Annotated in this window: 11 protein-coding genes; 9 read left to right on the top strand and 2 right to left on the bottom strand. The window is 62.2% G+C overall.

Annotation, left to right across the window (positions count from 1 at the left end):
- The 3 genes from VGN72_12310 to VGN72_12300 form a co-directional block, all read left to right on the top strand.
- A partial coding sequence (locus VGN72_12310) for a hypothetical protein (GenBank protein ID HEV7300143.1) occupies positions 1-728 on the top strand: 728 nt, incomplete at its 5' end.
- A 66-nt stretch (positions 729-794) separates the two neighbouring features.
- The gene (locus VGN72_12305; GenBank protein ID HEV7300142.1) at positions 795-1,361 is read left to right on the top strand and encodes a hypothetical protein; all 567 of its coding nucleotides are present in this window, start codon (positions 795-797) and stop codon (positions 1,359-1,361) included.
- A gap of 92 nt (positions 1,362-1,453) precedes the next feature.
- Entirely contained in the window at positions 1,454-1,669 is a 216-nt protein-coding gene (locus VGN72_12300) for a CPXCG motif-containing cysteine-rich protein (GenBank protein HEV7300141.1), read from the top strand.
- Positions 1,670-2,624: 955 nt separating this feature from the next.
- On the opposite strand, the gene VGN72_12295 is transcribed toward VGN72_12300, so the two are convergent.
- A complete protein-coding gene (locus tag VGN72_12295; protein HEV7300140.1) occupies positions 2,625-4,439 on the bottom strand; it encodes a hypothetical protein in 1,815 nt (604 codons plus the stop codon).
- A gap of 48 nt (positions 4,440-4,487) precedes the next feature.
- Positions 4,488-5,957 carry an ADP-ribosylglycohydrolase family protein gene (locus VGN72_12290; protein HEV7300139.1) on the bottom strand — a complete coding sequence of 490 codons (1,470 nt, stop codon included), beginning with the start codon at positions 5,955-5,957 and terminating at the stop codon, positions 4,488-4,490.
- A 374-nt stretch (positions 5,958-6,331) separates the two neighbouring features.
- On the opposite strand from VGN72_12290, the gene VGN72_12285 reads away from it, so the two are divergent.
- The 6 genes from VGN72_12285 to VGN72_12260 all read left to right on the top strand — a co-directional run.
- A complete protein-coding gene (locus VGN72_12285; GenBank protein HEV7300138.1) occupies positions 6,332-7,396 on the top strand; it encodes a GntR family transcriptional regulator in 1,065 nt (354 codons plus the stop codon).
- A 373-nt stretch (positions 7,397-7,769) separates the two neighbouring features.
- Positions 7,770-8,600, top strand: coding sequence for a hypothetical protein (locus VGN72_12280; protein HEV7300137.1), 831 nt, complete (start codon positions 7,770-7,772; stop codon positions 8,598-8,600).
- A 25-nt stretch (positions 8,601-8,625) separates the two neighbouring features.
- Positions 8,626-9,300: a prepilin-type N-terminal cleavage/methylation domain-containing protein gene (locus VGN72_12275; protein ID HEV7300136.1), complete on the top strand. Its 675-nt coding sequence runs from the start codon at positions 8,626-8,628 to the stop codon at positions 9,298-9,300.
- A gap of 31 nt (positions 9,301-9,331) precedes the next feature.
- On the top strand, positions 9,332-12,631 hold the full coding sequence (locus tag VGN72_12270; protein HEV7300135.1) for an endo-1,4-beta-xylanase: 3,300 nt from the start codon (positions 9,332-9,334) through the stop codon (positions 12,629-12,631).
- A gap of 93 nt (positions 12,632-12,724) precedes the next feature.
- Positions 12,725-14,110 carry an SGNH/GDSL hydrolase family protein gene (locus VGN72_12265; GenBank protein ID HEV7300134.1) on the top strand — a complete coding sequence of 462 codons (1,386 nt, stop codon included), beginning with the start codon at positions 12,725-12,727 and terminating at the stop codon, positions 14,108-14,110.
- Positions 14,111-14,296: 186 nt separating this feature from the next.
- On the top strand, positions 14,297-15,445 hold a 1,149-nt coding region (locus tag VGN72_12260; GenBank protein ID HEV7300133.1), incomplete at its 3' end, for a prenyltransferase/squalene oxidase repeat-containing protein.

Here is a 15,445-nt window from a genome sequence, read left to right as displayed (position 1 = left end):
ACGGCGGGTGCGGGCTCTGCACGCCGAAGGAGACCGGGTCGAGCATCGCTGCCGAGTACCTGGGCATTCCCGCCGTCACCGTCGCGGCGCCGACGTTCGTGAACCAGGTCTACTCGACCGCCGTCACCCACGGCGTGGCCGTGCCGCGCGCCGCAACGTATCCCGGGGCCTTCTCGGCCCACAGCCCCGATGACTGGTCCGCAACACACGGGAGACTGTGTGGCCACAGACCCGCGTTTTCAGTACTGATATCCCCCGCCTCGCCCGTTGAACCCCACCCACCGCCCGCGCAAAACGTAGTTTCCTTCGAGCAAAAGTCATTTTCCTTCGAACAAAAGTCTCTTTTGTTCGAGCAAAAGTCTTTTTTGCTCGAGCAAAAGTCTTTTTTGTTCGAAGGAAAATCCCTTTTGTTCGAGCAAAAGTCTTTTTTGCTCGAGCAAAAGTCATTTTTGCTCGAAGGAAAATCCCTTTTGCTCGAAGGAAAGTCGTTTTTGCTCGAAGGAAAATCACGTTCGCTCGAACGAAACGCGGTCTCCAACAACCATTCCCCCCTTAGGCGGGTAGCATGGCCACGCGCTCGGGAGATCGTCGGAGACGGAAAAGGTGACGCAGATCGATTACTCGGATTCGATGTGCGTCACCTTTATTTTACCGGAGGCGGAACTGGCGTGACCGCGGAAAACAGAAAACGGAAACGGAAAACGGGACAGGTCCAGGTAAATGAGTAATTGGACCTGTCCCGTTATCCTTCCTCAGGTAAATGAGTAATTGGACCTGTCCCGTTATCCTTCCTCATGCGTTACTTCAAGTTCCACTGGAACGAGTCCCGCGGCGACGCGCACGACGTTTGGGGAACATCCTGGTGGTACTTTGAAGTCGCGGACGACGGCTACGTCGGGGGGCGAAAAGGGGACATCCAGAATATCCGTTCGCGGTGTTGGCCCGTCAACGATCCTGTGTGGATATTCTGGATGTCCCCTTTTCCTCGCCCGCGGAACGGTCCTTGTTATTCGAAAAGTGGCCGGCGCCGGGCCGGCCATTCGACGTCGGTCCGTTATCTCGTTGCAACAGGTGGCTCCGTGGGGATGGATTTGCTCGATTTTACTTTTCGCATCGAGAAATCGTTCGGCATCAAGATCGATCAGAAGGACGTGAACGTGCTCGAGAACGGCCGGACGAAAGAGCAGATCACCGCCGGCGATCTGCATTCGTGGATTGTCGGCATGTGTTCCGCCCAGAAGGTCAGCGTCCCGCATAGCAGTTGGAGTCGCGTACGCCTTGAGCTGGCACGTGTCGTCGGGAAGCCACCGCAGCTGATCCATCCCAATACACTGATCGTCCGCGAGCTCGGCTTTAGTTGACGCGCATGGCGAGTCGGAGCACCGGTATAACCCGCCGCTGGCCCGGACCGCGGCGGTGGGCCTCGTCCACGACGGTAGGATGACGAACGATAATGAGGAAGAAGAAGCCAAAGCGCCGCCGTCGGATCGATGAGGGCGCCTACGTCTGCCCGAGCTGCGGCGAGCAGATCGAGATCCCGCTCGACCTCTCGGCCGGCAGCGATCAGGAGTACGTTGAGGACTGCCCCGTGTGCTGCAATCCCAACGTGATCCATCTAGAGTTCCTGGGCCCGGAGGAACCGCCAAGGGTGTGGGCTGAGGCGGAGTAACTTGACGGGTCAAAGATATGACCGATGGCCGCCCCCTGCCCCCCTCCCGGCCGAGACGGTACGGTGGCGGGCGCGGCCGGCGCGGGGCCGGTCGATGGACGGGAGCCGGTGTGCGCCGGCCGCTGAACGGCAAAGTGTTATGCGGCGGACGTTGTTGAACATCACCGCCGGCTTTTCGCCCGTGCTGTGCGTGGCGACTGCGGCAGTGTAGACACGAAGCTATTTCGGGGGCGATTACCTGCAGTGGCTGCGCGATGAGCCGGGCACGACAATCTGGGTGAGGCGCATCTACGACGTCCGGTCGTCGCGAGGAGGCTTCAACCTCAGCTACGTTCACTCGCCAACGTCCGACCCGCACGGCATCCGATCGTTTCGCGAAGACGCAAAGATCCAGCCTCGCTTTAAACGCGAACGGTACCCGGACCAAGGTTATCCAACCCTGCAGCCGGTCCGTCCCGGTGCGAGCCAGTGGGCGCGCTTGGGCTTTGGCTACGACGCCAGGTATCGAGGACTCACCGTGCCGGCCACGGTATGGAACCAACAGTTGGTCGTCCCATACTGGCTACCAACGATACTGTTTGCCATTTTACCGACTTTAAGGTTCGGTCGCCTTTGGCAGAGGCTCCGTAGTCGCCAGGACGGACTTTGCCCCAACTGCGGCTACGACCTCCGCGCCACCCCCGCCCGCTGCCCCGAGTGCGGCAGCGCGGCGGGCGGCATGGTACAGTAGCGATTGATTATGGCACGGTGATTGATCGTCAAGGTTGTTCGACGACGTGTGCTGGGCTACGTCAGGAGCGATATGAACCGCGCCTAACCCTCTTCGACTCTTTCTCTGGCACGCTCGCAACTTGAGATTGACCGATTGTTTTTCGGTCTGAATTGGCAGCGTGCCTATCTTCCCCCTTCATCCAGTTCAGGAAGATGCTTCCGAACGATCGTTTCTCCTACAGCGCTATCGTGGATCGAGAAAGGCAAAATCCAGCACGCGGCGTTCGTCGTTCAGCGACAATTCAACGTGTGGCGCCTGCCAAACGGAATGCAGGTACGGACAGTCATTCGATGGGTAATTTAAATCGATCGGGCCGCCGTTCAGTTCGCGGCGACCGTTGCCGTCGATGTAGAGCCTTCCCGCCGATGAGGACTTATATTCCATTCGCAGGCTCGTCACATCGAAATCGAACGTATTTTCGGCAATTTTATCCCGAAATTTGGCGAAGCCGCCGAAGTCGTCCATCAGTCCAACCTCGCAGGCGAAGCCGTGCCGACCGCCCGCGCTGATCACCTCTTTCCCGGCGTACTTCCCCTCGCTGACCCAACGATAAGGGCTCGATAGTCTCAGGGCTGCGCAGACTTGTTTCATCCGCACGAAGATGATGCCGTTTTCTTCGATGACCTCGTCGAACGCGACCCGCGGCACGTAGGCGTGAATGAACTGGTACTTCTGGCCGACAGGAATGTCGTAGATCCCGATGATCGCCGATTTGTTCTGCAGTCGCTTCCCGCATCGACAGCCAAAGTCGCCGGTCCAGTAGTTGTGCATGCCGGTGACACCCGGATGGTGGGTGAACAGGCGCGCATCGGTTCGACCGGCGATCGTCAAGTCCCACTCGTGCTGCTGGTGATGCGCATAGACCGCGGCTTTGGGCTGGTCCGCCGGGTACGGGTCCTGATGCTGAACGCAACCCAGGACGTAGCGAGCCGTGTAGTAAGAGTACTTTCGAATGCTGCCCTCGATCGGCTTGGCGGGCATGACGTCCGTCAGGTTGTGCAGGTGCTTGCGCTCACGGTTCTCATAGGGGGCGTCCCGACCGAGCGCGATGGAGACCACCAGCGGGTGCGGGCGGTAGCTCGACAGCAGCAGTTCGACCGCCGCGCGAGTGCGCGATGGGTCGCCCAGCCCGAAGTAGAGGTGCTGAACCCCGTAGAGATGGGTCACGGCATGGTCCAAGACGTACCCCTCGTATGCCCGACCCTGGGCGCCTCCCAGCATACCGTCGATCGAATCTACGACCATGTCGGCCAGCAGCCATTCGATCATCATCCCTGCCGCCTTGCGAAGAGCGGGATCGGGGGCGAAGTCGTGCAAACAGCAGAGCATCTCCAGGTCGGTTTGCAGGTAGGCCGATGAGTCGAATTCTCCCCAACCCGCGACCGCTCGATAATGAAGAAACCGGCGCAGCCACTCGGCATCTTCGGCAAGCACCTGCTCGCTGGTCAGGTCGAACCGCTGAAAGGACGCGCCCCGATAGGCGTGCGCCATCAGGTAGCGAGCCGTGCGGAACATCAGGTGATGGTTTTCGGAGTGATACTTGCTTCGGAAATCCTCGTTCAGAAAGAAGTGCTCGACCTCCTGCAGCGTGCGTTCGGTCAACAGGCCCTTGGGCGCGAAGTGATGATAAGCCGTACACAGCTTGATCGCGGCAAAGTCAGGCTCACCCTGCGGATCGAGCCCCCACGGATGCGGATGCTCAAACCAGTTAGCGACCCACTGAAGCGTCTTGTTTGCTTGCTCGTTTTCTCGCCCCAGCGCCAGGTGAGCAATGGCAGAGGTACCGTACACGTCGGACCCTCGAGCGATGGGCTGCGCATCAAAATCTCGGAACGGCGTCGCCTCTCGCTCGAGCATCAGCAATCTGCGAGGCTCGTGCTGTTCCATGCACGTCGCAACGGTCGATGCCAAGTTTGCGGTTGACTGCTCGGCGTTGCGCGTTCGCTCTACGACAGGCGCGACGACATCGGCTTCCGGCAAGGGGCTGACGGGTGGCATAAACGTGTGCTCCGCGCGGCCGCGCGTAAGCGGGCCTGCTCTTCACGATCAGGCGAAGGTCAATGGAACCCATTGATGCGTCTTCGAATCGCCCACGCCCCAGATCCATCCCCCCTGCTCGCCGGGTCGCGGCGGCTCGATGACGACGATCAGTTCGTGTCCTCCTGCGGCCAATGGCAGATCGGCACGCTGGCCATCGGGCGCGCGGTGGAAGGAGGGTTTGAGCACGTCACCGCCACTCTTGATCAACGGCTGTCCATCCAGCCAGAGCTGATACGGCTGGTGCGTGTTGAACATCACGCGCGCCGCCGTCGCCACGGGAAGGTCGAACCGGTATCGAACCGCCAGCGCTGGCGTCGTCCACGTCGCGGCTGGCATTTGGGCCCAATACCCGTCGACGGCAAGCCGCTGCACGTCGTTCATCTCGGGGGCAACCTCGGACGTTGGAACGCGATCGAGGGGTTGTAACTCAACGAACCGCGGGCCCGGTGACTGCGGCGACATCGATCCCGCCGCGCCGGCGGCCGGCGCGCGCCCGTTCAATCGGCGGCCCAGATCGAGGACCAGATCGGCAAAGCCGTCAAGCGTGGACGGCGGTTGAATGCCGGTGATGCGCTTGTCGACGACCAGTTCCCGGCCGATCGGGCGGACCCACTGCTCGGGGATGCACGTGGGGTCGATGATGCCCATGAGCGCACCGACCGTTGCGCCGGTACAGTCGGTATCCATCCCACAGTTGACGGCGGTGCAGACCGCGCGACCGAAATCGCCGGCCCCATCGAGCCACCCCAGGATGGTAAACGCCACGTTCATGGTGACGTCGGTGAAGTTATCCTCACCGTACGAATCGAGAATCCGACTGCGCACCTGTCGCCAATCGCCATCTTGCTGCCACCAGACGACCGTGTCGCCGACGGCGCGCGCGATCCGGCTGTCGGCCGGGAGCTGCGCGAGCGCGACGCGCAACAGGGCATGCGGGTCTCGCTCGACGAACGCCTGCGCCTGCAGCGCGGCAAAGAAGACCTCGGCCCAGATGCCTTCACCCGCGTGGTCGACGCAGGCGTCCTCGTACGCGTACTGCGCCGCCAGTTGCGGCTTGCCGGCAGCCAGGCAGGCCCACACTTCGCTGCGGATGGCAGCCCCCATGCCGTGCTGGAACCAATTGTCGACGCTGCCACTGAACGGCGCCCGCAGGCCCGCGCGCAGGTTGCGGATGGCGACGCCGTACTCGTCCCACGGAAAGCTCACCTGGTTCAACCACGCGTCGGCCAATACGTGGCGGTCGACCCGAACGTCCCGCCCCATCTCGTCGAGCTTGCACGCCCAAAGCACCTGCAGGTCCAAGTCGTCGTTCGGCACCATCTTCGTCGGCACGGGGTCGTAGAACGTCAGCTCGAATGGCCCCGCCTTCCCTTCAAGGGGCATCCCAAGCGTCCCACCTATCGCCTTGCCAATCCAGCATGCGACGACACGGTTACGAAGGGTTTGATTCACGGTTGATCGGGCTTCTTGCAGCATTCGACTCCTATGACGGGGTACGATACTCACATTGGTACAGACTAGCATTAGGATATTAGTCGATACAATGGTACAATACGGGATTGAAGTTACAATATTAATCTTTATCAGTTGTCCGCAAGCGGGCAGACCTTGGCGTGAGCGCACCGTTAACTACTGCGTCTCAATGCAATTACCCGCTGTAGCTTAGGGCCTGAGTGAAGGTCTGCATCTTGGTCAGTTATATTAGATGTATCAGGTCCACGGATGTGATACGCTCGGGAAACGGGCGGTTGCCCTCGCAACGGACGTGTGGTGACGCAGGGCCAATCACGATGAGTACAGCTTTCTCACAATCCAAGACGGGCGCGGATCAAGGTCCCTTAGGGGGTCGAATGCCCGGCTACCTGCAGGTCGCGATGCGGCTTCGTCAGCAGATGAAGCGAGGCGATTTCGGGGAAAGCGGAAAGCTGCCGACCGTCCGTCAATTGTCGACCGACCTGAACATCAGTCATGGAGTGGCGCAGCGGGCGCTGCAACACCTGCAGGGCCAGCGGTTGGTACAAGCGAAGCGTGCCGTCGGCGCGCGGGTCATCGCGAACGACGAATGCGCCTCGACGGCGTTCCTCTTCGGCGTCGTCCAGCCGTACGCCAGTTCCTTTTCGTTCACGATCTTCAACCGCCTCGAGACCGCGATTGAAAGTCGCCAGAACCTGTTCGTGATGCGATCGTCACGCAACGAGCCCGGTCGCGAGAAGCAGATCATCCAGCACCTGATCGACAACGGCGTCAACGGCATCCTCCTGTGGCCGGTCGAGGCGGACGACAACCAGGAATACCTGCGTCAGGCGGCCGAGCGCGTCCCGATCGTCCTGGTCGATCGCGTGCTGCGCGATTTGCCTGGACCGTCGGTCGTGCTCGACTACGCGCAGCTCGGCGCCGAGATCGTCGACCAGTTCAGAGCGGTCGGGTGCCGGAACATCCTTTGCCTGAGCGATCCGATCGACATCTCGTCGTACAACGAACTCCATCGCAGCATCCAACGCCGCGCTGAGGAGTTGGGACCAGAGGTCAAGGTTCGCTTCCTCGACATGCCGATGCTGCAATTGCTGCACCGCTATTACGACGGCGACGACCGCGCGATCGAACTGGCGCTCGGCCCACTGAAGAACGTCCTGCGGGAAGAGCCGGTCGACGGGATCTTCTGTCCGCAGGATGACGTCGTGTACCGTTTCCTCATCGAACCCGGCAACCTGCGCCTGTTGGCCGACGCGCGCCTTGGCACCATCACGATGCAGCGCGATCGACGCCGGCTGAAGCAGTTCGAGGCCTTGGGCATCCTCGCCTGGGTGGGCGACGTGGGCCGGATGATCGGCGAGGGGATCGACATCCTCCAAGACATGACCATGTCCCGCCGACCACTACGGCGGCAGGTGCGCGTACCGTTCGAGCGGGCATGAGGGCAGCCGCCATCGGTCGAGCCCGTTCGACGAGGTCCGGATTGCGTCCGCCAATCGGTCGAGGATCTTAAACGGATATCTATCTGAGGGGCGGCTCTGCCTATTCTCCGGCGAGGGCGTTATGTGACAGATTGTTTTATTGTATCATTGTACCATATTATATACCGACCTGCTTCTGATCCGTTCCGGCCTATGTCATCGCCACAAATCTCGCAGGCATACCGTTAAAACAAGGGAATTTTCGCAAATGCGGCGATTTCACCTCAAACATGAAATAGTTTTTGACAGAGTGGTACAATGATATTATATTGAAACATGTAGGGTTTTCGCTCGTAGCGAATTGGCTCTACGCACACATCTGGCGGAGGATTGAATGGAAAAGTTGTTTTACGTCGCAGGCGCTATCGTCGGTTCGGTCGCGATCATCGGGACGGCGAACGCGGCAACGCTGACGTTCGAGGGCGCGGAATACGTCAACAACAAGAACGTCAACGAGATCACCGACTCGACGACGAACACCACGTGGACGCTCGGCAGCACGAACGGCGTGATCGGCTCGAGCCTCCGCACCTTCGCATCCACCGCCCACCCGGCGTCGGGCGATACGCACGTGAGGTTCGCCGACGCCAACACGTCGCACAACATGTACGCCAGCCTCGCGCTGCCGTCGCCCGGCTCGGCTCCGTTCAACATCAACTTCGACCTCGCCACCAGCGGATTCGTCGGTGGTGGCGATGCCGGCAAGGTGATCTTCGGCACATCGAGCACCACGGCCGTTGTGAACAGCTGGTTCGCGTTCTCGCCCGACACCTACGCGGCCGGCCCGACGTTCGCCTTCCTGTACAAGTCAACCAGCGCCAGCAGCAATCCCAACAGCACGTTCAAGCCGAGGAACGCCAACGGCACCAGCATGATCTTGACCGCCGGCGAGTACGTGAACCTGAACTTCCAGATCGACCCGGCCAACTTCCAGTACACCAGCTTGACGGTGAATGGCGTCGAGCAGATCGGCAATGCCGTGACGACCGCCTACGCGCCGACCACGGCCACGCCTGGGAGCGTCTTCCGGCTGGTAGGTGGGTCCTCGACTCAGCTGACCTACGACCTGGACAACATCAGCGTCGCGGCCGTCCCCGAGCCCTCGGCCCTGGTGATTGGCCTGCTCGCCGCCACGGGTCTCACTCTTCGCCGTCGCCGCAACTAACGGACGTCGTACCCAGAGGTTTCGCATGGAACCGAAGCATCATCGTTACAGCGCGTTCACGCTGGTCGAACTGCTGGTGGTCATCGGCATCATCGCGCTGCTGATCTCGATCCTGCTGCCCGCGCTAAAGAAGGCTCAGCAGTCGGCGCAATCCGTCGCCTGCGCCAGCAACATGCGGCAAGTCGGCATGGCGATGATCATGTACTCCAGCGAGCACAAAAGCCGCTTCCCCAGCGCACGCTGGAATGCGGGTGCTGATTCTGACGTCCCGCTCAGCAGTTACTTCGAAAAGATCTCCCGGTACATGGGCATTCCCGACGGCGAGGTTGGTGAGGCGCCGAAGCTGCGGGCCAAAGGCGCGCAGATATGCCCCTCGATGGAACCGCTCATGCTGCGCGCGAATTCCTACGGCTTGAACAGGCACATCGATAAGCGCCTGTACAAGCAGTCCCGAAACCTGTGGGACTACAAGGTCAGCATTCGGCGGCCGACGTCGGAGGTCATCCTTGTGGCTGAGATGAACTTCAACTCGGACTTCAGCACGCCGTCACCCATCCCCTCCTATCCTCCACCAAACCTCAACGAGGGACCGGTCGAGTTTCGCCACATGAAGGGCGCAAACTACCTCTGGGTCGATGGCCACGTCGAGTGGGTCCGCGATCGCATCCCCGCCAACAGTTTAAGCTGGGTCTGGTTTTAGCGGGTGTGTCCCGCCCCTCCTGGAGTTTGCAATGCATCGCAACCGCATCGTCTCTTGCCGCGCGCTCGCTCTCGTCTGCGCAGTTCTCCTACAGTTCGCCGCCATCGCTCGTGCGGAATTCGACGCGGGCTCCGACGTCAACTGGGCCCGGTTTCCGGCCCCGGGCGTCGTTCGGCAGGATGCCGGCACGATCGAGATGACCGTCGTCATGACGCGGCCGCTGGACCAGTTTGGCAACGCGTACGACTTCATGCTGGAGATGGTACCCGCCCAGCAGACGCTCAAGGCCAACAGCTGCCTGGGCGTGCTGATCCCGATCAACGGCCACCCAACGAAGGGACTGAACGTCGTCGCCCGCAGCAATGAAGGTGCCGGCGTCGCCCACACCGCCACGCCCGGCCTGGTGCAGGGGCAGCCCACGCGAATCGCGATCTCGTGGGGCAAGAGGCTCAACCTGTACGTGAACGGCAAGGAGGTCGCAAGTTCCGGCTTTCGCAGCCCCCTTGCCACGTTACCTGCGACCTTCGCCGTTAGCCGGTGCGATCCGTGGATCGTGAGCGAGGTGCGCGTCTCCAGCGCCCAACTGGATGCCAAGGATCTCGCGGCCGACCCGAGCAAACCGATGCAGGCGATCGCGGATACGACGTTGCTGGCGACCGAAGACCTTAAAAAGGTCATCACGCCGACCACCGCGTGGCATCGCGACGTGAAAGCGGCGCAGGTCACGCCCATCTGGCGCTTCGAGGGCCAGCTCCTGCGCGAGGGGGACGCCGCCGCTTATCCACTGCTGCTGCATAACCGGAGCGATGCCGAGCGGCGGTTCACGGTCAAGCAGAAGATCGTCGACCAGTTCAAGCAGCTCATCGCCGAACCGACCGAAGTGGTCGCCGTGCCGGCGCAGCCGGGCTTTGCGGAGACGTCGCTGACGCTGCCATTGGATAAGCAGGGTTATTACCGCATCACCACGACGATCACGGATGACGCAAACGACACGTCGCTGTCGTACGAGAGCGCAATCGCCATCATCCCCAAGCCGGAAACGAACGTGGCCGATGGTGCGTTGTCGGGCTATCTCGGCTTTCATCATCTGCCACAGCTGTCAACGCTGATGCGCGACAAGATCGGCATCACGCGGCTGCGCGTCTGGTCGCACTCGAACGGGTTTCAGTGGCACTCGATCGAGCCGGAGAAGGGACGCTTCACCTGGACGAACACCGATGAGATGGTGCGCCAGGCGCGCGCCGCCGACATGGAGGTCATTGCCGTGCTTGGCCCCCCACCTCCATGGGCGGCGACGCCACCCGTCGCGGAGTACGTAAAGCGGGCGCCGAAGTACGCATCGCAGTCGGGCCGCACGAAGCCGCGCAGCGCGCAGGAGTTTGCCGACTACGTGTACGCCGTCGCCTCCCGGTACAAGGGGCAGGTAAAGGTCTGGGAGATCTATAACGAGGTCGATTACAAGCATCCCGGCAGCCCGTCGTCGTTTTCGGGCACCACTGCGGACTACTTCGAGTTGCTGAAGGCCGCGCACGGCGCCATCCGCCGTGCCGATCCAGACGCGCTGGTGTCCGCCAGCGGGTTCAGCCTGTCGGCATCGACCGATCCCGACATGCCCTACGACCTGCTGAAAATGGGGGCAGCGCAGTACATCGACATCTTCAACATGCACGCGTACGACGTGACGAAGCACGTGCCCAAGCTTAAGGAGGCATTGGCCGCGGCTGGTCGGTCGGACCTCCCGCTGTGGATGACCGAGCAGATGTGGCACTGGGTGTTCAACGAGGAACGCCGGCTTTACCTGACGCCCGCGGTCTACTTTTGGTTTCTGGAACACGGCTTCGAACGGTTTCACCAGTTCGGCCAGTTCGAGATGATGTTCAACCGCCAGACGAATTCGCCCACGCGCGACCTCTTCGTCATGGGCGTGGCGCAGAACGAGCTCCGCAAGGCCGAAAAGTTTGGCGGCGTCTACCGGTTCGACGGTGAGGACGAGCTGAACGTGCGCTGTTACTTGCCGCGCAGCGACGGGCGCGTGTTAAGCGTCCTGGGCAGCGAACAGGGCGAACACCAGTTCCTCGTTGAAGGGGACGTGGAAGAGGCACGCGACCTCTTCGGCCGCACGGTCGAGGTTAGCCGAACGCCCCAGGGCCAGGCGTTCACCAACACCCGGCTCTCGTACGTCATCAGCAGGCAACCGCTCAAGTTCCTGAAGGTCGAGCGTAAGGGTGACGCGCCGCTGTACTTCAACGGTGGCTTCGAAGAGTTCCGAGGCGACATCGGCGTCGGTGGACTGGCGGCGGGCATCCCGACCACTTGGATCTCGCGGGCGACTCGCACCGATCCACAGGGCAAGGTGGGCCTGACCGAAGAGGCGCGCACCGGCGAGTACGCACTTCGCGCCGACACATCCGGAAAGGGGGCCGTCTACATGTTCCAAGACACGCCCCCGCTCGCCGCTGGCACCTACCGCCTGAGCGCCTGGGCGCGGCGGCCCGCCGGCAGCAAGGCCGTGCCGTACATGATGGTGTACGACCGGGCCACCAAGACGTCTCACGAACAGACGCATCCGGAACCCAGCGAGGCGTACACACAGTTTTCGATAACCGTCACGCTCGATACCCCGCGCGAGCAGCCGATCGCGATCATGGTCGGCGCAGCGGGTGGCGCTGGCGCCGTGTTGGTCGATGACGTGCACTTCGAGCGCGTCGAACAACTTCGCATTGATAAGGCAAAGGCGCAGTACATTGACCTCTCCACCGTTGCCAACCAGTCGCTCACCGACACCCGCGCCAACGATGGCGCCGGCGGCTGGGCCGACATGGGGCAGCACAACCTTGGAACGTTGCCCACGGGTAAGCAGGTGATGGGCGGCGTGCCCTTCTCGCTGTTGGCGAGCCCTGACGACAATGCCCGCGCCTGTCTGATCCTGGGCGACGCCAAGCGCAAGCAACTGCCCCGACAGATCGCCGGCATCCCGGTCCAGCAGCGGCTGGAACGTATCGGCTTCCTGCACACCGCGATGTACGCTGAAGCGCCGGACGACGAGGTGCTCGGCGAGTACGTCGTCCGCTACGACGACGGCAGCACGCAGACGGTGCCGATCCGCCAGAACCGCGACCTGCGCGACTGGTACCTCGCCGGTCGCCGTGAAGGCGGCCTTGCGCCGGCTTACGTGCATACGGACGAGATGAGCCATGAGCGCGGCCTGTTCGTCACGCTGTGGCAGAACCCGCACCCGCAGCGTCCCATCAGCACGATCGACTTTCAGTCCAAGGGTAATGCCGTTCTGGTGCTGTTGGCGGCAACAGGCGAATCCGCCGCCGCCGAGTGATCGTGTGCCAGCTTTAAGCTCGAACGGCAGGCTCGCCTGCCTCAACGCAAATGCATCTGCCGTTGAACGGACAATCTTTTTGAAGGAGCAATCATGATCTTGAAACATGCAGTTGTCGCCGTGCTAGCCGGCCTGATCGGCGTCGGTACGGCGTCCGCTCAATCGACGCCGTTCGTCGTCGAGGACCACTTCACCGCCAGTGCCGAGCGCGCCTCGGCCCAGCCACTGGACGGCATGACGACCGAGAAGGGAAACCGCACATGGAAGAGCACGCCCTCTCTACGGCTGGCCGGTGAAGGCGAAGAGGGCTACCTAGGCATGAAGGGCAGCGGCTCGGTATCCGGCCGCTTTGAGATCCCGGCAGGAGACGTGATCGAGATCGAGCTCGACGCGCAGCCGGCCAGCGCGCAGAAGGGCTGGATCGCCGTCGGCTTTAGCGACGCGGAATCGCCCGCGGACATTACCTGGAAGAACGGCGCATTCCTGTACCTAGACACCGCCGGCAGCGGCATGGCGCTCGCTGATGGGACGAAGCAGAAGCTCGGCAGCAAGAAGCTCGGCGAAGACTTCAAGGGCGACGCGATGAACCGCCTGAAGCTCCGCTACGACGTGAAGGCCAATAGCATCAGCGGGTGGATCAACGATAAGCCGATCGTCGAAAACGTATCACTGAGCCGCGTGAACTTCACGCCGGGCGCCAAGTACGCCGGCTTCTCGGCCTACGGCATTAGCGCCGATAGCAAGATGGACAACTTCCGCCTCACCGTCGAAGGCGCCGACGCCAGCGCGCTCACCGTTCCGGCTGGCGCCGCGGCGGTGACCGCGGCGGCCAAGCCAGCGGCCGCAAAGCCGGCCGACGTCTACCGTATCCTGTACATCGGCGACAGCATCACTCAGCACCTCCCCAACGAGAAGGTGGGCTGGACCTACACCGCCGGCATGGCCGCCTCCAGCGTGGAGAAGGACTACGCCCACCTGCTGGCGTCGAGCATCACGCAAGCGCTCAAGGCGCCCAAAACCAAGGTCGAACCGATGTTCCTCGCTCACGGTGGCGGCAAGGTCCGCAACTATCTCGGGCGCACCGACGAGTACAGCTCGTTCGAGCCCGACCTGGCGATCGTGCAGTTCGGCGAAAACGAGAAGCCGGGTGACGGCTTTGAGACCTTCGCCGAAGACTATGCGACCTTGCTGAAGGAATTGAACGGCCTGTCTCCCAAGCCCCGCATCATCTGCACCGGCGTTTGGGCCCCCACCGCCGGCAACCCCTACAGTGGCCCGGCCGCCACAATCGAGGCTGCGGTCCAACGTGCCGCTCAAGAGCACGGCGCGGGCTTTGCCCCGATCCAGCAGGCTGCGGTCGATCCCGCCAACCGTGGGTTCGGCGCCACCAAGGGCGTGCAGTGGCACCCGAACGATCAAGGCATGAAGGCCTATGCCGACTCGATCTTCGCTGTCTGGCAGAACCTGAACGTGCCGTAGACGCCGCACGAGGACGATTGCCGAACGGAAGGCCCTGCGACGACAATGTCGAAGGGCCTTTTCGTTGCCCGTCGAACCCGCCCAACGTTTGACGTTCCGCATTCTGAGGAACGAGGACCGTCGTCATAGCCGCATCGTTGCGCCGCGCATCGCTGATGCGCAGTTGAACGCCTTGGAGATCATCCGATGAAACGATCGCTACACCGTCGGCTCACGTCCACCCTGCTCTCGCTCACCCTCTTCGCGACGCCCGCGGTCGCCGCGACATCGCTCGAGGTGGATGCGGCGATCGAGAAGGGCAAGGCGTACCTGTACTCGGTCCAGTCACCCGATGGCACCTGGGAGACGGTTGCGAAACCCCAGCCGGGCAGCGGCGAGAAGTACGATCAGGCGATCACCGGGGGACAGTTCAGCGGGATGACCGCGATGGTCGTCTACGCCCTGCTGTCGGCCGGTGAGCAACCGAGCGATCCGAAGCTCACCCGCGCGATCGATTTCCTGAAGAAGACCGACACGCCTGGTACCTACGCGCTGGGCTTGCGGTGTCAGGTCTGGCTCATGCTACCGCAGACGCCTGACATCAAGGCACGCATGCAAAAGGATGCGCAGGTGCTGATTCGCACGGCCAAGGCCCATGGGGACGCGACCGGCATGTACGACTATGCGTTCACGAAAGGGGACAACTACAGCCACAGCCGGAGCCAGTATGCCGTGCTTGGCGTGTGGGCTGCCGAGCGCGCGGGACTGAAGGTGCCTGAGGCGTATTGGTCGGCCATCGAGAAATCGTGGATTCGCAATCAGGACCCGAGCGGGGGTTGGAGCTATCAGCGCAAGTCGCAGTACGCGGTTACGCCCGGCATGACGGCAGCCGGCGTGGCAACGCTGTTCATCACGCAGGACTACGTCGGATCGAGCGCGCTGTGCCGGGGCAACGTCGACAGCCCGGCCATCAACAAGGGTATGAAGTGGATGGCCGACAACATGCCAAAGGTTGCCGGCACGGAGAAGTACGACCGCGCCTTCCCCTACGCCACGCTGTACGCGGTCGAACGCATCGGCGTCGCGGCGGGCGTGAAGTACATCGGTGGCGTCGACTGGTATCAGAAGGGCGCCGACTGGCTCATCCAACGCCAGGACAAAAACGGTGCCTGGCAAGGGGGCGGTTTATCGCACATTGCCCCGCACCAGGACACTGCCTTCGCCATGCTCTTCCTCGCCCGCGGTCGCGCGCCGCTGGTGATGAACAAGCTCGACTACTCGACCGACCCGGCCAAACCCGCCGCGTGGAACCAGCGCCCGCGCGACGTCGCCAACGTCGTCCGCTGGATCAGCACC

This window comes from Tepidisphaeraceae bacterium (assembly GCA_035998445.1).
Classification (GTDB): domain Bacteria; phylum Planctomycetota; class Phycisphaerae; order Tepidisphaerales; family Tepidisphaeraceae; genus DASYHQ01.
Note: the sequence above shows the minus strand (reverse complement) of the source record. Positions and strands in the feature narration are given on the sequence as shown.